The 20261-nt window shown below is 72.3% G+C and carries 22 protein-coding genes; 9 read left to right on the plus strand and 13 right to left on the minus strand.

Annotated elements, in window-relative coordinates; all coding sequences use genetic code 11:
- The first annotated feature begins 40 nt into the window (after positions 1 to 40).
- The gene (gene mepA / locus PQI07_RS09285) at positions 41 to 961 is read left to right on the plus strand and encodes a penicillin-insensitive murein endopeptidase (RefSeq protein ID WP_043351108.1); all 921 of its coding nucleotides are present in this window, start codon (positions 41 to 43) and stop codon (positions 959 to 961) included.
- A 165-nt stretch (positions 962 to 1126) separates the two neighbouring features.
- The gene (locus PQI07_RS09290) at positions 1127 to 1288 is read left to right on the plus strand and encodes a hypothetical protein (RefSeq protein WP_164706358.1); all 162 of its coding nucleotides are present in this window, start codon (positions 1127 to 1129) and stop codon (positions 1286 to 1288) included.
- A gap of 3 nt (positions 1289 to 1291) precedes the next feature.
- Here PQI07_RS09290 and msrA read toward each other — a convergent pair whose 3' ends face one another.
- Positions 1292 to 1948 carry a peptide-methionine (S)-S-oxide reductase MsrA gene (gene msrA, locus PQI07_RS09295; RefSeq protein WP_043379331.1) on the minus strand — a complete coding sequence of 219 codons (657 nt, stop codon included), beginning with the start codon at positions 1946 to 1948 and terminating at the stop codon, positions 1292 to 1294.
- Between the two features lie 217 nt (positions 1949 to 2165).
- Between msrA and PQI07_RS09300 the strand changes: the two genes are divergently transcribed.
- Positions 2166 to 2630 carry a PAS domain-containing protein gene (locus PQI07_RS09300; RefSeq protein WP_269467570.1) on the plus strand — a complete coding sequence of 155 codons (465 nt, stop codon included), beginning with the start codon at positions 2166 to 2168 and terminating at the stop codon, positions 2628 to 2630.
- 36 nt (positions 2631 to 2666) lie between these two features.
- Here the strand turns inward: PQI07_RS09300 and PQI07_RS09305 are convergent, their stop codons facing one another.
- Positions 2667 to 2987 carry a hypothetical protein gene (locus tag PQI07_RS09305; RefSeq protein WP_043351099.1) on the minus strand — a complete coding sequence of 107 codons (321 nt, stop codon included), beginning with the start codon at positions 2985 to 2987 and terminating at the stop codon, positions 2667 to 2669.
- A gap of 220 nt (positions 2988 to 3207) precedes the next feature.
- Here PQI07_RS09305 and PQI07_RS09310 point away from each other — a divergent pair, with 220 nt between their 5' ends.
- Both PQI07_RS09310 and PQI07_RS09315 read left to right on the plus strand, forming a co-directional pair.
- Complete coding sequence (locus PQI07_RS09310) at positions 3208 to 3885, plus strand: HAD family hydrolase (RefSeq protein ID WP_111473528.1); 678 nt, start codon at positions 3208 to 3210, stop codon at positions 3883 to 3885.
- Between the two features lie 405 nt (positions 3886 to 4290).
- Complete coding sequence (locus PQI07_RS09315; protein ID WP_274926505.1) at positions 4291 to 4578, plus strand: hypothetical protein; 288 nt, start codon at positions 4291 to 4293, stop codon at positions 4576 to 4578.
- An 8-nt stretch (positions 4579 to 4586) separates the two neighbouring features.
- On the opposite strand, the gene PQI07_RS09320 is transcribed toward PQI07_RS09315, so the two are convergent.
- From PQI07_RS09320 to argH, 4 genes are all read right to left on the minus strand, one after another.
- Complete coding sequence (locus PQI07_RS09320; protein ID WP_274926506.1) at positions 4587 to 5300, minus strand: invasion associated locus b family protein; 714 nt, start codon at positions 5298 to 5300, stop codon at positions 4587 to 4589.
- 108 nt (positions 5301 to 5408) lie between these two features.
- Positions 5409 to 5690 carry a hypothetical protein gene (locus PQI07_RS09325; RefSeq protein WP_043379336.1) on the minus strand — a complete coding sequence of 94 codons (282 nt, stop codon included), beginning with the start codon at positions 5688 to 5690 and terminating at the stop codon, positions 5409 to 5411.
- Between the two features lie 190 nt (positions 5691 to 5880).
- Positions 5881 to 6372, minus strand: coding sequence for a P-loop nucleotide/nucleoside kinase family protein (locus tag PQI07_RS09330; RefSeq protein WP_043351093.1), 492 nt, complete (start codon positions 6370 to 6372; stop codon positions 5881 to 5883).
- Positions 6373 to 6580: 208 nt separating this feature from the next.
- On the minus strand, positions 6581 to 7960 hold the full coding sequence (gene argH, locus PQI07_RS09335; protein ID WP_274926507.1) for an argininosuccinate lyase: 1380 nt from the start codon (positions 7958 to 7960) through the stop codon (positions 6581 to 6583).
- 42 nt (positions 7961 to 8002) lie between these two features.
- On the opposite strand from argH, the gene tlpA reads away from it, so the two are divergent.
- The 3 genes from tlpA to PQI07_RS09350 all read left to right on the plus strand — a co-directional run bounded on the left by tlpA (position 8003) and on the right by PQI07_RS09350 (position 11728).
- Positions 8003 to 8644, plus strand: coding sequence for a thiol:disulfide interchange protein TlpA (gene tlpA, locus PQI07_RS09340; RefSeq protein ID WP_043351090.1), 642 nt, complete (start codon positions 8003 to 8005; stop codon positions 8642 to 8644).
- 69 nt (positions 8645 to 8713) lie between these two features.
- The gene (gene nhaA, locus PQI07_RS09345; protein ID WP_043379344.1) at positions 8714 to 9910 is read left to right on the plus strand and encodes a Na+/H+ antiporter NhaA; all 1197 of its coding nucleotides are present in this window, start codon (positions 8714 to 8716) and stop codon (positions 9908 to 9910) included.
- Positions 9911 to 9970: 60 nt separating this feature from the next.
- Positions 9971 to 11728 (plus strand): carbamoyltransferase family protein, encoded by a 1758-nt coding sequence (locus PQI07_RS09350; protein WP_274926508.1) that lies wholly within the window; start codon positions 9971 to 9973, stop codon positions 11726 to 11728.
- A 54-nt stretch (positions 11729 to 11782) separates the two neighbouring features.
- Here PQI07_RS09350 and PQI07_RS09355 read toward each other — a convergent pair whose 3' ends face one another.
- The 5 genes from PQI07_RS09355 to PQI07_RS09375 form a co-directional block, all read right to left on the minus strand.
- Positions 11783 to 12133: a hypothetical protein gene (locus PQI07_RS09355; RefSeq protein WP_170867474.1), complete on the minus strand. Its 351-nt coding sequence runs from the start codon at positions 12131 to 12133 to the stop codon at positions 11783 to 11785.
- Positions 12134 to 12284: 151 nt separating this feature from the next.
- Entirely contained in the window at positions 12285 to 12758 is a 474-nt protein-coding gene (locus PQI07_RS09360) for an SRPBCC family protein (RefSeq protein WP_043379349.1), read from the minus strand.
- Between the two features lie 172 nt (positions 12759 to 12930).
- Entirely contained in the window at positions 12931 to 13608 is a 678-nt protein-coding gene (locus PQI07_RS09365) for a haloacid dehalogenase type II (RefSeq protein ID WP_075381084.1), read from the minus strand.
- A 71-nt stretch (positions 13609 to 13679) separates the two neighbouring features.
- Positions 13680 to 15206 (minus strand): murein biosynthesis integral membrane protein MurJ, encoded by a 1527-nt coding sequence (gene murJ / locus PQI07_RS09370; RefSeq protein WP_179697490.1) that lies wholly within the window; start codon positions 15204 to 15206, stop codon positions 13680 to 13682.
- Between the two features lie 200 nt (positions 15207 to 15406).
- Positions 15407 to 16006, minus strand: a complete 600-nt coding sequence (locus PQI07_RS09375; RefSeq protein ID WP_043351079.1) for a superoxide dismutase — start codon at positions 16004 to 16006, stop codon at positions 15407 to 15409.
- Between the two features lie 300 nt (positions 16007 to 16306).
- On the opposite strand from PQI07_RS09375, the gene PQI07_RS09380 reads away from it, so the two are divergent.
- Complete coding sequence (locus tag PQI07_RS09380; RefSeq protein WP_274926509.1) at positions 16307 to 17188, plus strand: hypothetical protein; 882 nt, start codon at positions 16307 to 16309, stop codon at positions 17186 to 17188.
- 130 nt (positions 17189 to 17318) lie between these two features.
- On the opposite strand, the gene PQI07_RS09385 is transcribed toward PQI07_RS09380, so the two are convergent.
- Both PQI07_RS09385 and trmB read right to left on the minus strand, forming a co-directional pair.
- Positions 17319 to 19034, minus strand: a complete 1716-nt coding sequence (locus PQI07_RS09385; protein WP_043351074.1) for a sensor histidine kinase — start codon at positions 19032 to 19034, stop codon at positions 17319 to 17321.
- Between the two features lie 169 nt (positions 19035 to 19203).
- Positions 19204 to 19938 (minus strand): tRNA (guanine(46)-N(7))-methyltransferase TrmB, encoded by a 735-nt coding sequence (gene trmB, locus PQI07_RS09390; protein WP_043759730.1) that lies wholly within the window; start codon positions 19936 to 19938, stop codon positions 19204 to 19206.
- Positions 19939 to 20261: the final 323 nt, after the last annotated feature.

The raw sequence follows: 20261 nt of genomic DNA on the forward strand, positions 1-20261 counted from the left end.
GCCCGCGCCCGCCCCCTCCAGCCGGACGAACAGCCCCCGCATGCCGATGCCGCGTTTCGCCCCGAGCCTCGCGCTCGCCGCCCTGCTCCTGCCCGCCGCCGCGCAGGCCCAGGATCGCGGCAGCGTCAATCCGAAGCCCCTGCCGCCCCTGGAGCATCCGGACGCGCCCTCGACGCCCGCCAAGGCGCTGTTCGGGCGCGTCACCAAGGCGGCCTCCGGGCCGGCGCACATCTACGGCTTCTATGCCAAGGGCTGCTTCTCCGGGGGTGAGGCGCTGCCGCTGGACGGTCCGAACTGGCAGGTCATGCGCCCGTCCCGCAACCGGATGTGGGGCACGCCCTACCTCGTCGATTTCATCGAGCGCCTGTCGCAGAAGGCGGCCCGGGTCGGCTGGCCCGGCCTCCTCGTGGGCGACATGGCCCAGCCCCGGGGCGGCCCGATGATCACCGGCCACGCCTCGCACCAGATCGGCATCGACGCCGATGTCTGGCTGACGCCGATGCCCGACCACCGCATGAGCCGGGCGGAGCGCGAGGAGACCTCGGCCACCGACATGGTCCGCCGCGACCGTCTCGACATCGATCCGGAGGTCTGGACGCCGACGCACCTGCAACTGATCAAGGTCACCGCCGAGCAGCCGGAGGTGGAGCGCATCTTCGTCAACGCGGCGATCAAGAAGGCGCTCTGCCGCGACGCCGCGGGCAGCCGCTGGATGTCCAAGGTGCGCCCGATGTACGGGCACAATTACCACTACCATATCCGGCTCGCCTGTCCGGCCGGCCAGGAGGATTGCCAGCCGCAGGGCGCGCCGCCGCCGGGCGACGGCTGCGACGACCTCAGCTACTGGTTCTCGGATGCGGTGCTGCATCCGAAGCCCCCGAAGGTGCCGCCGAAACCCAAGCCCGCCATGACCATGGCCGCGCTCCCCAACGCCTGCCGGGCGGTTCTGAAGGCGCCGTAGGGCGGAGGCGCGGAGGCGGGGCGGCCGCCATCGCGGGCGAGGCGACCCGTCCGCGCGCCACCCGCGCTGACGGTGGCACCGCCGAGGGGATGAGCGGCGCGGAAACGATCCGCCCGGCGAGACTGGTCGCTCGGCGCGCCGGACGCGATGTGCTAACGCCTGCGGATGCCCCGCTGGCTCTTCATCCTCTTCGCGACCGCCGTCGCCCTCTCGGTGCTGGGCAGCGTGCTGATCGTGCTCCGCAGCCCGAACAGCACGCCGCCGCCGCACGGCAGCGCCGCCCCGTTGCCGGGCCCGCAGACGCGGCCCGACGGACGGAGCCCGTGAGGCTCAGGCGGCGACGCCGGTTCCCACCGGGCAGCTGACGCCGGTGCCGCCCAGGCCGCAATAGCCCGCCGGGTTCTTGGCGAGGTACTGCTGGTGGTAGGCCTCCGCGAAATAGAACCGCTCCAGCGGCTTGATCTCGGTGGTGACGTCGGGGAAGCCGCGCGTCCGGAGCGCCTCGGCGTAGGCGTCGCGCACGGCCCGGGCCGTGGCCTCCTGGTCGGGGCCGACGGTGTAGATGCCGGAGCGGTACTGCGTGCCGACATCGTTGCCCTGGCGCATGCCCTGCGTCGGGTCGTGGCTCTCGAAGAAGGTCCGCAGCACCGCCTCCCGGGACAGCACCGCCGGATCGAAGGCCACCAGCACGACCTCGTTGTGGCCGGTCTGGCCGGTGCAGACTTCCTCGTAGGTGGGGTTCGGCGTGTAGCCGCCGGCATAGCCGACCGCCGTCACGAACACGCCCTCGGGCAGTTGCCAGAACCGGCGCTCGGCGCCCCAGAAGCATCCGAGCCCCAGCACGATCGTCTCGATGCCCGGCGGATACGGCCCCTTGAGCGGGTTGCCGTTGACGAAATGCGTCTCGGCTGTCGGGACGGGCGTGGGGCGGCCCGGCAGGGCGTCGGCCGGGGCCGGCATTTCGGGACGCTTGCGGAACGAAAACATCGGCTTGCCTTCCGGTGTCGAACTCCCGCCGATATGGGGAGGCGGAGGCGGCCGGAAAAGCGTTCGGCGGCCCGGCGACGCGAAACCTTGACGCGAGACTGGACCTCGGACGCGAATTCCGGCTTGTACCCCCGAGAGACACTGATCGAATGGCCGCTCCGAGCGGCGTTGGGAAGGGCTGATCCGCATGGAGACGGGCGGGACTGCCACGAGCCACGTGCCGGACAATGTGAAGGTGGGGTCGCAGCGGGGCGATCCGTTCGCCGCAGCCGTGCGCGCGACGCGGATGCCGATGATCATCACGGATCCGGCCCAGCACGACAACCCGATCGTCTTCGTGAACGACGCCTTCCTGACGCTGACCGGCTATACCCGGATGGAGGTGATCGGCCGCAACTGCCGCTTCCTGCAGGGTCCCGAAACCGAGGCGGAGGCCGTCGATCGCCTGCGCGAGGCCATCCGGCGGGAGGAGGACATCCGGGTCGACCTCCTCAACTATCGCAAGGACGGCTCGACCTTCCAGAACGCCCTCTATGTCGGGCCGGTGCGGGATGAGGCGGACCGGGTCGTCTACTTCTTCGCCTCGCAGTTCGACGTCAGCGAGCGCTACGCGCTGACCGCCGAGGTCGAACGGCTGAAGGGGGCGCTGGCGGAGGCCGAGGCCCGGCTCGCGGGCCGTTAGGCCGCGCCCGAGCGCCAGGGCTTCGTCATTACTTCGTCAGGGCTTCGTCAGGAAGCCGATCGGCTCGCGGCCCGGCTGGCCGAGCCAGAGCAGCACCGCGCCGAGCCCCAGGCCGATCAGGGAGGCCGGCGCCAGGGTGAGCGGCAGGCCCAGGATGTGCCAGAGCCAGGGCGCCGCCCCCTCCACGCTGCCCTGCAGGGCGCTGGCCTTGTCCTTGAACAGGGTGGCGATCACGTCGGAGAGGGGCGTCACCCGCAGGCCGTTGTTGGCGATGGAACGGGCGCCGTCATAGATCAGCGCGACGAAGCCGCCGGCCATCAGCAGGAAGCCCAGGACGCGGGCCAGGAAGCGGAACATCGCGGGGCCTTCTGAGCCTTGCCTTACGGACCGTTTGGGCTTTCGCCGGCGCGCCCGAGGGCGCCCGCCCCGGGAGTATGGGTCCGGACCGCAAGGTGCAAGCGCCAGCGGCGCGTCTGCGGCGCGGCCGGGGCGAGCGTCGATCCGCGCGGTTGCCGGGTCGCCGGGCCCGTGCCACAGGCTCGCCCCGCGGCGGCGGGCCGCGGGAGAGCGGTCGACCTTGAACGCGCGCGCGACGAATCTCGGCCTCGTGATCTTCGATTGCGATGGCGTTCTGGTGGACAGCGAGCCCCTGAGCCTCGCCTGCTTGACGGCCGGACTGAACCGGATCGGCGTCGATATCGACTTCGCCACCGTGCGGGCCCGCTTCACCGGCACCGCGATGCCCTCGATCATGGCCCATATCGCCAGCGACTACGGGGTCGCCGCCCCCGCCGGCTTCGTCGAGGCGGTGAAGGCCGAGACCCTGGCGCTGTTCGACGCGGAGCTGCGGGCGATGCGCGGCGTCGCCGAGGCGGTCGCCGCCGTGGGCCTGCCGGTCTGCGTCGCGTCGAGCAGCGACCCGGTGCGGCTGCGCCATTCCCTGACCCTGACCGGGCTGCTGCCGCTGTTCGGCGACCACGTCTTCTCCTCGGCCCAGGTGGCACGGGGGAAGCCGTTCCCCGACCTGTTCCTGTTTGCCGCCGCGCGCATGGGCGCCGCTCCGGCCGCCTGCCTGGTGATCGAGGACAGCGTGCCCGGCGTCACGGCGGCCCGGAGCGCCGGCATGCGGGTGGCGGGCTTCACCGGGGGCGGCCATTGGGGGCACGACCCGGCGGGCACCGGCCTCGCGGAGGCCGGCGCGACCCGGATCTTCTCGGACTTCTCCGACCTCGCCGCGGTGATCGCCGCCGCCTGAACGATCCCGCCTCCCCCGAGCGCGGCCGGCACCGGATTCCTGCCAGGCGGGCACCGAAAATCGGAAGTCCGTTCCGTTGACGGTGTGCGGCGCCACGCCCATTTTCAGGGTGCCGGCCGGGCTGAACGCCCGGGCGCTCCGCCGGTCCGGCCGCGGTGATTTGAGAAGCGTAGCTTGCGCCGCGTGATCAAACGCTAAAGCACTGCGACGGCCCCGTGCCGCGCGGTCCTTCAGTCTGGAGGACATCCGATGGTCCTGCGAACATCGTCCCTTCGACACCCGCTCCTGAACGCGCCCTGCTGCCCCGCCGCCCGTCGGCGCTGTCGACGCTAGCCCCGCCGACCGTCCGCAGCAGCCCACGCGATCCGGCACGGCGATATGCCGGCCCAGGGAGTTCCCAGTCCGATGCACAGTCTCGCAGAGTTCCAGCCCGAAAACCGTCCCGATTTCGCAGACCCGGCCATCGGGCCTGCCGAACCAGCCCGGGTGATCGAGATCGGTGAGGTCACCGCCGGGATCGCCGTGCCCGAGGGGCGCGGCGTCCGGTTCTTCTCATCGGCGCGCGCGTTCGACGGTCTCGACGGCGCCGTGTTCCGCACGGCCGAGCAGGCGGCCCGGGCAGCCCGCGCGCGCATGCGTGCCCCGAGCCGGCCGGCCGCGCGGGCGCATCGCCCCGCGCTGCGCCGGGCCTGACCCGCGCGCTACCGGCCGCACTCGTCGCGGGTGCGCTTCAGGGCTTCCGCGAACCCGCCGAGGGCGTATTCGTCGCTCGTCGGGTTCCCGCGCAGCGAGGTGGTCTTGATCACGAGCTTGGGGTTGCGGGCGCTCATCTCCGAGACGACCCGCGCCTCCTCGGCGGGGTTCTGCAGCCAGGCATTGCCGTCCTTCACCACGAGGCCGTAGCGGCTGGCGCCGAGGTTGAGGCTCGGATCGGTGGGCGCGGCCGCGGAGCCGGGCTTGATCTGGGAGGCCGCGGGCTTCGACGGGAAGCCCAGCATCACCGCCACCTCGTTCTGGACGTTCTCGCCCTTGCGCACACTCACGAACAGATAGGCGGTGTCGCGCTTCAGGGTCTTGGGCGAGCGCGTCTGCGGCTGCGCGATGGCGTAGCAGAGCTTGTTGCGGCCGTCGCCGTTCACGAACACGTTCCAGTCGCCGAAGATCGCCACCGGCGTGGCCTGCTGCATGCCGGGCGGCGTCGCCGCCTTCTCCGTGCGCTTGGTCCGCTCGCGCCCATGCCGCCGCCCCCGGCGGCTCGGGGCCGCGTCGCCGCCCCCGGCATCCGGGGCCTGCGCCACCTCCTGGGCATGGGCCGTCGTCGCCGACAGGCCGACCCCGCCGAGCAAACCGGTGGCCAGCCCGGATGCGAGCAGGGCGAGAGCTCCGACCGGGAGCGAGCGGGAAACGCGGACCATCTTCACTTCCTGACGACGGGCGGCTCCGTCAGGAGCCGGACCGGGGATCGGGATTAGTGAAGCTTGCGTAAAACGTCGGCAAGATGGCGACGCCGGATCTCTCGAACATCAGACCGCGCGGGCTTCCGTCGCCCGGGCCGCGATCAGTCCGGCCGGAACCGGCAGCGGCTCGACCGCCTGGCCGGCCGGGACCGCGATCGCGTCCGGCTGGGCCGGCGCGGCGCGCTTGCGGGGCGGATCGTTGTAGGGCGTGTTGTAGCCCTTGCGGACCGCGGCCCAGTAGGATTCGCGCGTCAGGCCCGATCCGGTCAACGCGGCGTCGATCATCGCCGTGGCATGCGCCGCGAAATCCGGCACGTCCTCCGGGTTAAGCCAACTCTCGACAGGCATCCTGCGAACTCCGATCCGAACGGCGAAGCTTGTAACTGAGCGGACTTATCCAGACGCTGAACGCACGGGCGGGCCGAGGGTTGCAATGCACAATTTTAATGGGCGCTGTGGATGACCGGGCGCCCGTCATCGGGCCCGAGGCGATCGGGGCGCCGCCCTGTCGGCGGAGCGAAACGCCCCCCGGCCCGCGCTACGCCCGGTGAACGACGAGGGTAAAGCCTTCCTCCGGGTCCGGCGGCACGAAGTAGCGGCTGAACAGGTCGAACTCGGCATCCGTCACCGTGAAGGGATGGGCACCCTCGGCGTTGCGGAGGCGGAGGCGGGCCTTGCAGACCGCGTCGGGCACGTCGAGGACGTGGAGTTGGTGGGCGACGCCGGCCGCCTCGAACAGGGTCCGCATCCAGGCCCGGCTGGCGACGGTGTTAGCCGGGAAGTCCAGCACGACCGAGAGGCCGAGTCGCAGCAGCGCCACGAGGTGCGGCGCCATCGCGTCGCGCAGGCGCGCCGCGTTGCGCGCGTAGTCGGCCAGGGAGGTTTGCTCACCGGGATAGAGCCGGGCGAGCCAGTGATCCTCCGCGACCACGACCGTGCCGGGCTGCTGCCCCAGGCGGTCGGTCAGCGTCGATTTGCCGGCGGCGATCTTGCCGCACACGAGGTGCAGAGTCGGGACGTGGGTGGGCATGGCGGGGACCTTGGATGCGGCGCGACGGCCGCGGGGCGCTCACGGGCGGGTCGGCCCGGCCTGACGGATCAGGCCGGGTTCCGAATTCGCCCGCGCAACGCGGCCCCTCCGCCGTGAATCGACAAGGTCATGAACCCACTCTGACATCCGCCGGGCGCCACTGCCAAGGAGCACGGAGGAGCGGCGGAGGCCCGCGGGGCGCGCCGGCTCAGCCCAGCCGCTCGATCCAGGCCTGCGCCTGTTGCCGGACGTTGTCGGGCGCGGTGCCGCCGTAGCTGGTGCGGCTCGCCACCGAGTTCGCGACGCCGAGCACCGCGTAGACCGCATCGGTGATCCGCGGCTCCGCCTCCTGCATCTCGGGCAGCGACAGCGCCTCCAGCCCGACGCCCTTGGCGGAGGCGACGCCGACGAGACGGCCGGTGACGTGGTGGGCTTGCCGGAACGGCAGGCCGAGCTCGCGCACCAGCCAGTCGGCGAGGTCGGTGGCGGTGGCGTAGCCGGAGCCGGCGGCTTGGCTGAGCACCTCGGCGTTGGGCTCCAGATCCTTCACCATGCCGGTCATGGCGGCGAGGCACAGCGACAGGGCCTGGAGGGCGTCGAACGTCCCCTCCTTGTCCTCCTGCATGTCCTTCGAATAGGCGAGCGGCAGGCCCTTCATGACGATGAGCAGGCCGGTCAGCGCGCCGATGATCCGGCCGCTCTTGGCCCGCACCAGCTCGGCGGCGTCGGGGTTGCGCTTCTGCGGCATGATCGACGAGCCGGTGGTGTAGCCGTCCGACAGGCGGACGAAGTTGAACTGGGCCGAGGTCCAGACCACCAGTTCCTCGGCGAAGCGCGACAGGTGCACCGCGCAGATCGAGGCCGCCGCGAGCGCCTCCAGGGCGAAGTCGCGGTCGGCGACGGAATCCAGGGAATTCGCGGTCGGCCGGTCGAAGCCAAGCGCCGCCGCGGTGGCGTGCCGGTCGATCGGGAAGGAGGTGCCGGCGAGCGCCGCGGCGCCCAGCGGGCACTCGTTGAGGCGCGCCCGGGCGTCGCGGAACCGGCCCCGGTCCCGGGCCAGCATCTCGACATAGGCGAGGCAATGGTGGCCGAAGGTCACCGGCTGCGCCGACTGGAGATGGGTGAAGCCCGGCATCACCGTGCCGGCGTGCTGCAGCGCCGTCTGGCTGAGGGCGCGCTGCAGGTCGGCGGCCTGCTGGTCGAGCGAATCCAGGGTGTCGCGCACCCAGAGCTTCATGTCGGTGGCGACCTGGTCGTTGCGCGAGCGCGCCGTGTGCAGGCGGCCGGCGGCCGGCCCGACGATCTCGGTCAGGCGGCTCTCCACGGACATGTGGATGTCCTCGAGCTCGCGCTTGAACGTGAAGGTGCCGGCCTCGATCTCGTCGCGCACGGACTTGAGCCCGGCCTCGATCGCGGCCACATCCTCCGCCGGCAGGATGCCGGCTTGGCCCAGCATCGCCACATGCGCCAGCGAGCCGCGGATATCCTGGGGCGCGAGGCGCTTGTCGAACCCGATGGAGGCGTTGATCTCCTCCATGATCTCCGCCGGGCCGCTCGCGAAGCGGCCGCCCCACATCCGGTTGCTCATGTCGATCCTTCCGCGCCCTGACCGTCCCGAGGCCCGAGCCTGATGCCCGGCCGCACGCCCATCCTGGCCGGCGCGGGCGTCGCCGCGCTCGCCGTCCTCGGCCTCGCCCTATACGGGAGCGGTCTCCTGCCCGGCAACATGGGCGGCGCCCTTCAGCCCTGCGCCGCCGCCAAGCCCGCCCTCGCCCGGGTCGACGCCGCCGCGAAGGGCGAGGTCGCCGCCATGCAGGCCCTGCCACAGGCCCGGCCCGCGCCGGACATCCGCTTCAAGGGGCCGGACGGCGCCGAGACCGGCCTCGCCGACCTCAAGGGCCGGCTGCTCCTCGTGAATCTCTGGGCGACGTGGTGTGCCCCCTGCAAGGCCGAGATGCCGGCCCTCGACCGGCTCCAGGCGCAGATCGGCGGCCCCGACTTCCAGGTCGTCGCCATCAACGTCGACACCCGCAACCTCGAGACGCCGCCGGCCTGGCTGAAGCAGGCCGGCATCCGCGACCTCGCCTTCTATGCCGATCCCGGGGGCCGCGTGCTTCCGATCATCCAGCGCGACACGCAATCGCCCGGCCTGCCGACCACGATGCTGATCGACGCGCAGGGCTGCACCCTCGGGGTGATGAAGGGACCGGCCGCGTGGTCGAGCCCGGACGGGCTGGCCCTGATCCGCGCGGCGCTGGGACGGACGTCATAGAGGTTGGCGCCATAGAGGTTACGGTCGCGCCCTTGCGCCCACCTGGGATGCGCGGCAAGGCCTGCCGCGATGACATCTCCCCACACCGCGCCGCGGAGGCGGGGCCCGCGCCCCCTCTCGATCATCCGCACGCTGCTCGCCGGCGAGGCGGTGGGCGGGCTGATCCTGATGGCGGCCGCCGCCCTGGCGCTCGTCGTCGCCAACGGGCCGTTCGCCGAAACCTACGCGCACGGGCTCCACGCGGCCCTCGGGCCGATGAGCGTCCAGCACTGGATCAACGACGGCCTGATGGCCGGGTTCTTCCTGCTGGTCGGGCTGGAGATCAAGCGCGAGGCCCTCGACGGGCGGCTGCGCACCTGGCCCGACCGGATCCTGCCCGGCTGCGCGGCTCTGGGCGGCATGGCGGTGCCGGCCGCCTTCTACGCCCTGGCCAATCTCGGCGCCGGCACCCTGCGGGGCTGGGCGATCCCGGCGGCCACCGACATCGCCTTCGCGCTGGGGGTCCTGGCGCTCCTCGGATCGCGGGTACCGGTCTCCCTCAAGATCTTCCTCAGCGCGGTCGCCATCGTCGACGATCTCGGCGCCGTCGTGGTGATCGCGCTGTTCTACAGCTCCGGCCTCGACCTCACCATGCTGGGGCTCGCCGCCCTGGTGGTGGCCGCCCTCTACGGCCTCAACCGGGCGGGGATCGGATGGCTTCCGGCCTACGGGCTCCTCGGCCTCGTGCTCTGGGTCCTCGTGCTGCGCTCCGGGATCCACGCGACGATCGCGGGCGTGCTGCTCGCGCTCACCATCCCGATCCGGGTCAGCCCGGGCCGGCCGGAGGATGCGCTCTCGCCCCTGCACCGGCTGGAGCACGCCCTCGCCCCCTGGATCACCTACTTGGTGGTGCCGGTCTTCGGCTTCGCCAATGCGGGCGTGGACCTCTCCGGCCTCACCCCCGAGGCCCTGCTGCAGCCGGTGACGCTCGGCATCGCGGCCGGGCTGTTCCTCGGCAAGCAGGCCGGCGTGTTCGCGAGCCTCCGGCTGGCGGTGGCGCTGGGATGGGCCAAGCGCCCGGCCGGGGCCGGCTGGGGGCAGGTCTACGGGGTCGCGGTGCTGTGCGGGATCGGCTTCACCATGAGCCTGTTCATCGGCGGCCTCGCCTTCCCGGATCCGGAGCATGAGACCGCCGTGAAGCTCGGCGTGCTCGCGGGCTCGGTCCTGTCGGGGCTCGCCGGCGCGGCGATTCTGCTGCTGGCCAAGCCGCGGACCGCCACGCGATAGCGGCGTCCCGCGCACGAGGCGGGATCCGCTGCGCGGAAAAATGCGCTACCCCGCGTCGGCATGCGCTTCTATCTCGGCCTCGCCACCACCTTCCACGACCCGGCCCTCGCCCTGGTCGGGCCCGACGGCACCCTGCTCTTCGCCGAGGCGGCGGAGCGGATCCTGCAGTACAAGCGCGCGCCGAACTGCGAGCCGGACGCCCCGGCCGTGATGGCGTCGCTGCTGAAGGACCACGTCCCGCCGGGCTCCGAACTCGTCGTCGCCTCCAGCTGGGGCCCGCAATTCACCGACTTCCTGCGTGGTCAGGCGGGCACCGGCGCCTTCGACCTCATGGCGCTGTCCGCCCACACCACGGCGCTCAACCGCTCCTTCGTGCCCGAGCAGGCCGAGCGGGTGTTCATCGCCGACCTCCACGGCGCGCAGGAGCGGGCCGGCCACGGCACCCTGCTGGCCCTGAACCAGGAAGCCCGGATCACCGGCGCGGCGCCCCGGGCGACCATCGCCGGGCAGCGGCGCTACCCGCACCACCTCTGCCACGCCGCCTACGGCCTCTGGGGCAGCCCCTTCGACACGGCCACGGCCCTGGTGGTCGACGGCATGGGCGAGACCGGCGCGGCGGCGATCCACCGCCTGGAGGGCGGCCGGATCACGGAGCTGCGCCGCCATCGCGGGCGCGGCTCGCTGGGGTTCCTGTACGGGCTGATCACGGATCTCGCCGGCTTCGACCAGGTGAAGGGCGAGGAGTGGAAGATCATGGGGCTCGCCCCCTACGGGCGGTCCGATCCGGATCTCGCCGCGCTGCTCGGCCGGCTCTGCACGGTCGAGGGCCACCGCCTGCGCTATGCCGACGCGGAGACGATCCGCTCCGTGGCCGCGGAGATCCGCGCCCGCCGCCCCGCGGACGCCCTGGAGACCGGCTGGGCCGATCTCGCCCGCTGCGGCCAGGATCTTTTCGGCACCCTCATGGACGCGCTGGTGGCCGAAGCCTACGCCCTGGCGCCCGCCGAGAACCTCGTGATCGCCGGCGGCTGCGGGCTGAACTCCTCCTACAACGGCCGGGTGCTCGGCCGCTCCGGCTTCACCCGGCTGCACGTGCCCTCAGCCCCGGCGGATGACGGCAACGCCGTGGGCGCCGCGTGGCTCGCCTACGCGGAGGACCATCCGGACTGGGCGGGGCCGCCGCACGCGCAGCGCCCGCTGACCCCCTATCTCGGCTCGCGGGTCTCCACCGGCCCGATGGAGCGGCTCGCCGAGCAGGAGCCCCGCGCCAAGCGCGTCGGCCACGCGGAGGCGACACGCGCGGCGGCGCGGATCCTCGCCGAGGGCGGCCTCGTCGGCTGGGTGCAGGGCCGGGCGGAGTTCGGGCCCCGGGCGCTCGGCAACCGGTCGATCCTGGCCGATCCGCGGCCGGAGGGCGCCAAGGACGCCCTCAACGCCAAGGTGAAGTACCGGGAGGCGTTCCGGCCGTTCGCGCCGTCGATCCTGGCCGAGGCCGGGCCGGACTGGTTCGAGGATTACGCCGACAGCCCCTACATGGAGCGCACCCTGGTCTGGCGCGAGGCGGTCCGGGCCCGGGTTCCGGCCGTGGTCCACGCGGACGGGACCGGCCGGCTCCAGAGCGTCACGGCGGCGCGGAACCCGGCCTACGCGGCCCTGATCGGCGCCTTCGCGGCGATCACCGGCGTGCCGATCCTGCTCAACACGAGCTTCAACGTGATGGGCAAGCCGATCCTCCACGGCGCGGAGGACGCGATCCTGATGTTCTACACCACCGGCCTCGACGCCCTCGTGGTCGAGGATTGGCTGGTGGTGAAATGAAAAGCGCCGCGCCCCCGGGGGACGCGGCGCCGGTCGCGCGACCGCGCGGATGCCTTACTCGCAGACCTCGACGCGGCGGTAGGTGAACTCGCCGTCGCCGAGCCATTCCTTGCGGCGCTCGTAGTGGCAGATCGGGCCGCGGCGCTCGCGCACCACGATGGTCTCGGGCTCCTCGACCACGACGCGGCGCGGGCGGTACTCCGGCGGGGGCGGCGGGGGCGGCGGGTTCGCGCCGTTGACGAGGGCGCTGCCGACCATGCCGCCGACGACGCCGGCCGCGAGGCCGCCGACGATGGCACCGGTCTGGTCGCGGGCGGTGGCCGGGGCGACCGCCCCGAGCACCAGGGTCGCCGCGAGGGCTGCGGCCCCAGCGCGAATCATCGTGAAGGAACCGTTCAAGGACACGCGAAAGATCTCCCGTTCGTGTTGAGGACGATCCAACACCGGGAGGATTAAGAATCCCCGAAGTGGGCCAATTGAATTGTGTGCCGGATATGGCATCGGCCCGTCCGAAGTTCCTGGACGGAGGCGCGCAGGGCCCGCCTCCGCCGGCCGGCTACTTCGCCTTGTCGGCGATGCCCTTCAGGCCGGCCTCATAGACGCCCGCGATGGCCTCTTCCGCTTTCGCGTCGGGAGCGCCCTTGGCCTTGAACGTCCCTTTCCAGGTCACCTTGGAACCGCTGCCGGCCTTCGCGACCATGATCGTGGAATGATAGTCCGTGACGGGCAGCGGGCCTTCCAGGATGGTGTAGGTGTAGTCCATCTTGGTGTCGTTGCGGGATTCCTCCTCCTCGACGATCGTCCCGCCACCCTTCAGGCTGAGCGTCCGGACCGCCTTGCCGCCCTTCTTCGACAGGGCGCATTTCTCGATCACCGGATGCCAGTCGCCGATCCCGCAGAACCCGCCGATCGTCTTCCACACGGCTTCGGGCGACGCGGCCACATCCACCGACTTGGTGACGTCTAGGGCCCAGGCCGGCCCCGCCGCCCCGAGGCAGATCGCGGCGGCCGCCAACAACATACGCTTCATCAGTCGCTTCCTCCCGCTCGACGCTCGATTTCCCGGCGTCCGAGTCAGGCCCAAACCAAGAGCGACACGCCCACGTTGCAAGGTCGACTTTAGTCCAAGACGCGGCCGAAAAATTCCGCCCCGGCCGCGCTGCGGGCCATCCGGTGCACCGCGTCCCCCGCGGGCTCGGATGTCAAAGCAGACCGTCGAGGGCCCCGATCACGACCGTCGGCGCCGAATCCATGTACTCGTCGGGCAGGCCCTTGCGGTTGACCCAGGCGGTCCGGAACCCGAAGACCCCGGCCCCCGCCACGTCCCAGCGGTTCGACGAGCAGAACAGCACGTCGCCCTGCCCCACCGCCAGCCGGGTCAGGGCGATCCGGTAGGCGTCGGGATGGGTCTTGAACACCTGCGCGTCGTCCACCGAGAGAACCGCGTCGAGGTGGTCGGCCAGCCCCGCCGAGGCCACCGCCCGGTCGACCATGGCGGCGTTGCCGTTGGTGAGCACCGCCGTGCGGATCCCGCGCTTGCGCAGGGCCGCCAGCACGCCCGGCACCTCCGGATAGGCATCGAGGTCGCGGTAGGCGTCGAGGAGCCGCTCGCGCAGGCCGGGATCGACCTGCGGGTGGACCGCCAGGGCGTAGTCGAGGGCCCGCACGGTGAGGTCCCAGAAGGCCGCGTACTGGCCCATCAGCGACAGGGTCCAGCTGTATTCGAGCTGCTTGTTGCGCCAGACCTCGGAGAGGTGGGCGGCGTCCGGCCCCACCGCCTCGGCGTAGCGCTGGACCGCGGCGTTCACGTCGAACAGGGTGCCGTAGGCGTCGAACACCGCGGCCTTCACGCCCGCGAGGGGTCCTGATGCGTCGGTCATGGTGTTCCTCACTCGGTGCTCTCGCCCGATCTGGGGCCGGACCCGCGCTGCGGCGAGCCCGGCCGGGTCACTCAGGCCCGGCGCAGGCGCAGGCCGAACAGGTGCAGAAGGCCCGCCAGCAGGCCGCCATAGACCAGCGCTCCCACGAGCCCCAGCACCGCCAGGACGACGAGGTCGCGCCCGTGCGGGAGGGCCGGCACCAGCGCCTGGACGAGTCCCTGGCCGAAGACGGCGACCGCCGCCAGCCCGAGGCAGGCCAGGGCCACCCCGGCGACGGTGAGGCCGAGCGTGCGCCCCGGCGCCGTCCAGTTCCGGCGCTTGGCCAGGACGAGCAGCAGCAGCAGGTTCACCCATTGGCTGACCGCGGTGGCGAGCGCCAGCCCGGTGACGCCGTAGGGGCCCGTCAGCCAGAGCTTCAGGACCACGTTGACGCCGATCGCCGTGAGGGAGGCCCAGAGCGGCGTCTTGGTGTCCTGGCGGGCGTAGAAGCTCGCCACGGCGCTGCGCACCAGCACCACCGCCGGCAGCGCCAGCCCGTAGGCCGCCAGCACCGAGGCCGCCCGGGCCGCATCCTCGGCGCTGAAGGCGCCGCGCTGGAACAGGGCCGCCATGATCAGGCCCGGGATGGTCAGGAAGGCCACGGTGAACGGCGCCGACAGGGCCAGGGAGAAGCCCGCGGCCCGGTTCTGCGCCGCGTGGGCCCCGGCCACGTCGCCGGCCGCGATCCGGCGGCTCATCTCCGGCAGCAGGACGGTGCCGGCCGCGATGGCGATGACGCCGAAGGGCAGCTGGTAGAGCCGGTCGGCGTAGTAGAGCGCCGAGACCGCCCCGGTGGGCAGCCAGCTCGCGATGATCGTGTCGGCGAAGGCCGCGATCTGGAAGCCGGCCGAGCCGACCACCGCCGGGCCGAGCACCGTGAAGAAGCGCTTCAGCGCCGGATCGAGGCGCGGCACCGCGAGGTCCGGCATCACCCGGACGCGGCGGCAGCCCCACCAGAGCAGGCCGAACTGGAGCACGCCGGAGACGGCGACGCCCCAGGCGGCGGCGTAGGCGGCGTTCGGGAACAGGAAGCTCACACTCAAGGCCGCCAGCATGGCGAGGTTGAGCAGGACCGGGGCGCCCGCCGCCACCGCGAAGTGCCGGTGGGCGTTCAGGATGCCCGACAGCAGCGTCACCAGCGTCATGAACAGCAGGTACGGGAAGGTGATGCGGGTCAGCGCCACGGCGAGCTGGAAGCGCTCGCCGTCCTCGGCAAAGCCCGGCGCCAGGGCGTGGACCACCCAGGGCATGGCCGGCAGGGCGAGATTGAGCAGCACGAGCTGCACGATCAGCATCAGGGTGAAGACGCGGTCGGCGAAGCGGTGCGCCGCCCCGGGCTCGCCGGCCTCCGCGAGCCCGGCATAGGCCGGCACGAAGGCGGTGTTGAACGCGCCCTCGCCGAAGATCGCGCGGAAGTGGTTCGGGAGCCGGAAGGCGACCACGAAGGCGTCGGCCATGGGCCCGGCGCCCATCACGGCGGCCATCACCACGTCGCGGGCGAAGCCGGTGACGCGGGAGACCAGCGTCCAGCCGCCGACGGACAGGATGGAGCGGATCATCGGGCAGGGCGCTCGCTCACCCCCTCCCCCCGCAGCGGGGGCGGGCGGGAGCACGGTCGAAGCGTCGCGCGTGTCGATCGAAAGGAAATGGCCGGCCCCTTCTGCACCGGGTCATCCGGCCTCGGGCGCATCAAGAGCCGGTTTCGTGCGCCACCTCAAGGGTGCCGCGGACACAGGGTCCGCGGCACCGGCGATGCGCCTCAGCGGGTCGCCTCGGCGTACATCTTCTCGACGTGCTCCCAGTTCACGAGGTTCTCGATGAACGCCTTGAGGTAGTCGGGCCGGCGGTTGCGGTAATCGATGTAGTAGGAGTGCTCCCACACGTCGACGCCGAGGATCGGCTTGGCGCCGTGGACCAGCGGGTTCTCGCCGTTCGGGGTCTTCATGATCGCGAGCTTGCCGTCCTTGACGGCGAGCCACGCCCAGCCCGAGCCGAACTGGCCGACGCCCGCCTGGATGAAGTCCGCCTTGAACTTCTCGGCACCGCCGAGATCCTCGTCGATCTTCTTGGCGATCGCGCCGGGGATCGCGCCGCCGCCATTCGGCTTCATCCACTGCCAGAAATGGATGTGGTTGTAGTGCTGGCCGGCGTTGTTGAAGAGCGGCTGATTCGTGTTGTAGGCGGCCTTGACGATCTCCTCGACGCTCTTGCCCTGGAGATCCGTGCCCTCAAGCAGCTTGTTGCCCGTGTCGACATAGGCCTTGTGGTGCTTGTCGTGGTGGAACTCGAGGGTTTCCTTCGACATGTACGGCCCCAGCGCGTCGTAGGCGTAGGGCAGTTCCGGCAGGGTGAAGGTCATCGCGTCTTTCTCCGCTTAGCAGGGGGCGGCCTCGTCCCCGGCGGGGGTCCCGAGTCGAGAGCCCGCTAGGTAAGTCGGCGACCGCGGGACGGCAACGCCGTTCGGCCGCAGCGCGGGACGTTCCGTCGATCCCGAAGCCGCGGCGGCGGATCGGTCCGCGCGGCGGATTGCCGGGTGAGATCCGGACTATTCCGCTTTCCCGGACAATCTCAGCCCCGAGTTTTGCAATATGACCGGTAGGCCTTACTGTGCGACCGCCTTGAGTGCCGGCCGTCAGCCGGCCCGTGTCTAGAGAGTATCATGATCGCTGCGCTGTTCGCGCTCGCCGCCGCCATGATCATCGGGGGCTGCGCCGCCGTGATCCAGGGCTTCCCGTACGTGCGTCTGGAGAGCGGGCTCGCGATGGTGATCGCGGGGTCTGTGGCGGCTTCGTCGGGTGCGGTCCTCCTCGGCCTCGGCGTGGTGGCCCTCGGTTTCCGACGGGTCGAACGGGCGATCGGGCGGAATCCGATGGCCGGCCCGCGGGAGGCCACCGCGGGCGCCGCACCGACGATGTCCCCCGACGAGGGCCGGATCCGGCTGCCGCCGGTCCTGCCGGCGGCGCCCGCCTTCATCGTGCCCTCGGTGGTGGAGCCGGCCTTCGACCCCGAGCGCCCCCGGATCGAGCCGAACCTGGAACTTCGGGCCGACGAGGCCCGCACGCCCGTCGCGGGCCCCTCCTTGGCCGAGCTGGAGAGACCCGTTCCGGCCGAGCCGCCGCTGCATGTGGCGCCTCCCGTCCACGTGGCCGAGCCGATCCGCGCAGCCGCGCCGGAAGCCCCGAAGGCCGAAGCCGCGCTCGCACCCGACGACGACCTGTTCGCCGCCCCCGAGCCGCCTCCGGAATCCCGGTCGGAGGAGCCCCATAAGGGCCGGCAGGAGGGGCCGCAGGAGGGACCGCAGGAGGAGACACCCGCCCTGCGCCCGAGCCTCGACACTCCCCCCGAGCCCGAGCCGGCTCCGAAGCCCGCCACGCGCACCGTGGTGGGGCGCTACGCCTCGGGCGGCAACACCTACGTGATGTTCGAGGACGGCTCGATCGAGGCGGAGACGCCGCAGGGCCGCTTCACCTTCGGGTCGCTCGACGAGCTGAAGGCCTTCGTGGACGGCGGCGGCGAGGCCGGGACCCGCGGCGCGGCCTGACCCCCGCGTCCGCGCGCGCGCAGCGCAGCGACCCAGGGCCGCGCGCCGTCTGCGGGCGCGGTGCGCTGCTCGATGGCCCCGTCCCCCGCAAGGACGGTGACCTGTCCGAGCCGGCGGCGGGGACGCGGCCTCACACCAGCGGGTTGAGGCTGTCGTTGCGCGGCGGGATCGGCGCCCGCATCGTCAGGGCGAAACCGCCGGGGGCGTAGTCGGTCGTTACCTCGGCCTGGACCTGGGTGATCAGGACGCGTTGCAGCAGGCGCGACCCGAAACCCTGACGGCTCGGCGGCGAGACGGGGGGACCGCCCGTCTCACGCCAGGAGAACCGCAGGATCCCGGCCGGTCCGCCGGGCTCCAGCGACCATTCCACCGCCACCCGCCCGGTGCGGTTCGAGAGCGCCCCGTACTTCGCGGCGTTGGTGGTCAGTTCGTGGATCGCCATGCCGATCGGGACCGCGATCTCGGAGGGCAGGTCGATCGCCGGCCCGTCGAGGCTGATGCGGCCCTCGGCGCCGCCGTCCGGCGCCACCTCCGCGTAGGGCTTCAGCTCGTTGCGCAGGAGGTTGGCGAGGGACGCCATCTGCCACGTGTCCTCGGTGAGGACCGAGTGCGTGTGCGCCAGGGATTTGATGCGCCCGACGAACGCCTCGTAGAAGCTCTCGATGCTCGACGCCGTCCGCGCCGTGGAGCCGACGATGGCCTGGACGGTGGCCAGCGTGTTCTTCACCCGGTGATGCAGTTCCCGGATCAGCAGGCTCTGGCGCTCCTCCGCGACCCGGCGGTCGGTCACGTCCGCCACGACGCCGATCAGGCGGCGCGGCAGGCGGCCGGGGGCGTCGCGCTCGAACCGCCCGGCCATGTCGATCGTGCGCCACACGCCGTCGGACTTGCGCCGGATCCGGCCGCTGATGTGGAGATCGCCGTCCTCCCGCAGCGCCTTGGAGATCGCCCGGCGGACCGCGGGACGGTCTTCGGGATGGAGGATGTCGTTGAGGAACTCGGTCTTGCCGATCGTCCCGTCCTCGGGCGTGTGCCCGAAGATCTCGTACATGTGCTCGTTCTCCCAGATCGCCTGGTCCTCGAGCATGTGCCACTCGAAGATCCCGAGCTTGGCGACCGTGGTCGCGACCCGCAGGCGCTGGTCGCGGGACAGGATCTCGTCCCGGGCCTCGACCCGTGTGGTGATGTCCTGGATGACGCCGACCATACTGGCCGGTCTGCCGTCCGGGCCCGGCACGGCCTGCCCCCGCACCCGCAGGATCACGGAGCGCCCCGCCACCGTCGTGGCCGTGTCGAACTGATAGGGCTCTTCGGTTCCGGCCGCGTCGTCGATGAGCGCGCTCAGGCGGGTGAGTTCCGCCTGCGACAGGCCGGTCTTGAGCGCCTCCCACGAGACGGAGCGACCCGGCGGCCGGCCGAGGATCCGGGCGGCGCGGCGCGACAGGGTGAGAAGGCCCGTCGCCCGGTCCCAGCGCCATTCCCCGAGCCCGGCGGCCGCCAGCGCCTCCCGGTTCGCCTCGGAATGGGCGGCCGCATCCACGTCGACCGCCTCGACGACCAGGGTCAGGCCTGCGCGCCGGACCCGCACGTCGAGGGAGGTGCCGTCCGAGCGGCGCCAGAACTGGAGGCCGTCCCGGAGCCCCTCCGGTCCCTCGGTCAGGAGATCGGTGGCCGGCCGCCCGGGCAGGGTGCCCTGCGGCCAGCCGAGGAGATCGTGCAGCGCCCGATTGGCGGCAGCGATCGTCGCCTCGTCCGCCGACAGCACGACGAGGCCGATCGCGGCGTCGTCGAAGCCGGTGCGGGACGGGTCCGCCGCCGCCGGGTCCTGCCCCACCCTCTCATTCACTCGGAAGAATCCTCGAACGTGCCGTGGCACGCTCCCGCCGGAGATGAACCCCGCCCCGCGATCCGCAACCGCGGCGGGACTTCAGGATGGCGATCGAGCGTGACTGTGGCAAGGCGTTCCGCTCCGCCTGCGGCGACCGGGCGCCCGGGCGGCGCGATCGAGGCCGGTCTCAGCGCGGATGCCGGGCGAATTCCAGGTAGGTGGGCCGCCGCCCAGCGTCCAGCGCCTTGGCCTCGTAGCGCGTGCCGGGCCAACCCGGGAAGGGCTGCGTCCAGTCCTGCGCACCCCGTGCCGTCCAGGTGAGGTCCGGGCAGCGCGCGGCCCGGACCAGCGTCCAGCCGGCGTAGTCGTCGATGTCGCTGGCGAAGCGGAACAGGCCGCCATCCTTCAGCACCCGGCCGATCTCGGCGAGCGAGGCATCGGAGACGAAGCGGCGCTTGCGCTGCCGGCGCTTGGGCCAGGGATCGGGATAGAGCAGGTAGACCCGATCGAGGCAGGCATCCGGCAGGCGCGCCAGGAGGGCGGTCACGTCCGCGTCGCGGATGCGGACGTTGCGCAGACCCTGCGCCTCGATCGCCGCCAGCAGCTTGACCACACCGTTCACGAAGGGCTCGGCGCCGATGATGCCGACGGTCGGCTGCGCGGCCGCCTGGGCGGCGAGGTGCTCGCCGCCGCCGAAGCCGATCTCCAGCCAGAGCGCCTCGGGCGGCGCCGCCATCGCGGGAAACAGCGTCCGCGGATCGAGGGGCCGGTCGTCCGGCGGCAGGTCGATGCGCAGGGCCGGCAGAAGCTCGGCGAGCCGGCGCTCCTGCTGGCCGCGCAGGCGCTTGCCCTTGCGCCGGCCGAAGAAGGCGCGCTCCAGCTCCTCGGCCGGCGGTGCGGCGCGTCCAGACGTGTCAGACATGGTCACGGTGCGCCGTCGAAGGGCTTGCGCATCTCAGCGGGGTTGCTCGGCGGCGTGGGACCTTCGTCCCGTGCCGGTGTCTCGCGCCGTCGGTCCGGGGGCCGCGGGCAAGCCCGGATCCGGGATCGCCGTCCCGACGCGGATCCGGATCCGCCGGCGCGTCTGGATGCGGGCTCCGCGGGGCGGCCCCGGATGACGGAGCGGTTGCCGGCCCGAGCCGGCCACCGGTCGGACCCAGGCATGGGGGCGCCGATCGCGGTGGGTGTGCGTCCGGCGCAGGCCCCGGACGACACCGGAACCGGCGCTGCCCCGAACCCGCTCCG

Origin of the sequence: Methylobacterium sp. 092160098-2 (genome assembly GCF_028920805.1) — a bacterium.
Lineage (GTDB): Bacteria > Pseudomonadota > Alphaproteobacteria > Rhizobiales > Beijerinckiaceae > Methylobacterium > Methylobacterium fujisawaense.

Bases quoted from the DNA above. Each gene is read 5' to 3' on its own strand.
- mepA (WP_043351108.1), top strand. From the start codon at position 41: ATGCCGATGCCGCGTTTCGCCCCGAGCCTCGCGCTCGCCGCCCTGCTC.
- PQI07_RS09290 (WP_164706358.1), top strand. From the start codon at position 1,127: ATGCCCCGCTGGCTCTTCATCCTCTTCGCGACCGCCGTCGCCCTCTCG.
- msrA (WP_043379331.1), bottom strand. From the start codon at position 1,948: ATGTTTTCGTTCCGCAAGCGTCCCGAAATGCCGGCCCCGGCCGACGCC.
- PQI07_RS09305 (WP_043351099.1), bottom strand. From the start codon at position 2,987: ATGTTCCGCTTCCTGGCCCGCGTCCTGGGCTTCCTGCTGATGGCCGGC.
- PQI07_RS09315 (WP_274926505.1), top strand. From the start codon at position 4,291: ATGCACAGTCTCGCAGAGTTCCAGCCCGAAAACCGTCCCGATTTCGCA.
- PQI07_RS09320 (WP_274926506.1), bottom strand. From the start codon at position 5,300: ATGGTCCGCGTTTCCCGCTCGCTCCCGGTCGGAGCTCTCGCCCTGCTC.
- PQI07_RS09325 (WP_043379336.1), bottom strand. From the start codon at position 5,690: ATGCCTGTCGAGAGTTGGCTTAACCCGGAGGACGTGCCGGATTTCGCG.
- PQI07_RS09330 (WP_043351093.1), bottom strand. From the start codon at position 6,372: ATGCCCACCCACGTCCCGACTCTGCACCTCGTGTGCGGCAAGATCGCC.
- argH (WP_274926507.1), bottom strand. From the start codon at position 7,960: ATGAGCAACCGGATGTGGGGCGGCCGCTTCGCGAGCGGCCCGGCGGAG.
- tlpA (WP_043351090.1), top strand. From the start codon at position 8,003: ATGCCCGGCCGCACGCCCATCCTGGCCGGCGCGGGCGTCGCCGCGCTC.
- nhaA (WP_043379344.1), top strand. From the start codon at position 8,714: ATGACATCTCCCCACACCGCGCCGCGGAGGCGGGGCCCGCGCCCCCTC.
- PQI07_RS09350 (WP_274926508.1), top strand. From the start codon at position 9,971: ATGCGCTTCTATCTCGGCCTCGCCACCACCTTCCACGACCCGGCCCTC.
- PQI07_RS09360 (WP_043379349.1), bottom strand. From the start codon at position 12,758: ATGAAGCGTATGTTGTTGGCGGCCGCCGCGATCTGCCTCGGGGCGGCG.
- PQI07_RS09365 (WP_075381084.1), bottom strand. From the start codon at position 13,608: ATGACCGACGCATCAGGACCCCTCGCGGGCGTGAAGGCCGCGGTGTTC.
- murJ (WP_179697490.1), bottom strand. From the start codon at position 15,206: ATGATCCGCTCCATCCTGTCCGTCGGCGGCTGGACGCTGGTCTCCCGC.
- PQI07_RS09375 (WP_043351079.1), bottom strand. From the start codon at position 16,006: ATGACCTTCACCCTGCCGGAACTGCCCTACGCCTACGACGCGCTGGGG.
- PQI07_RS09380 (WP_274926509.1), top strand. From the start codon at position 16,307: ATGATCGCTGCGCTGTTCGCGCTCGCCGCCGCCATGATCATCGGGGGC.
- trmB (WP_043759730.1), bottom strand. From the start codon at position 19,938: ATGTCTGACACGTCTGGACGCGCCGCACCGCCGGCCGAGGAGCTGGAG.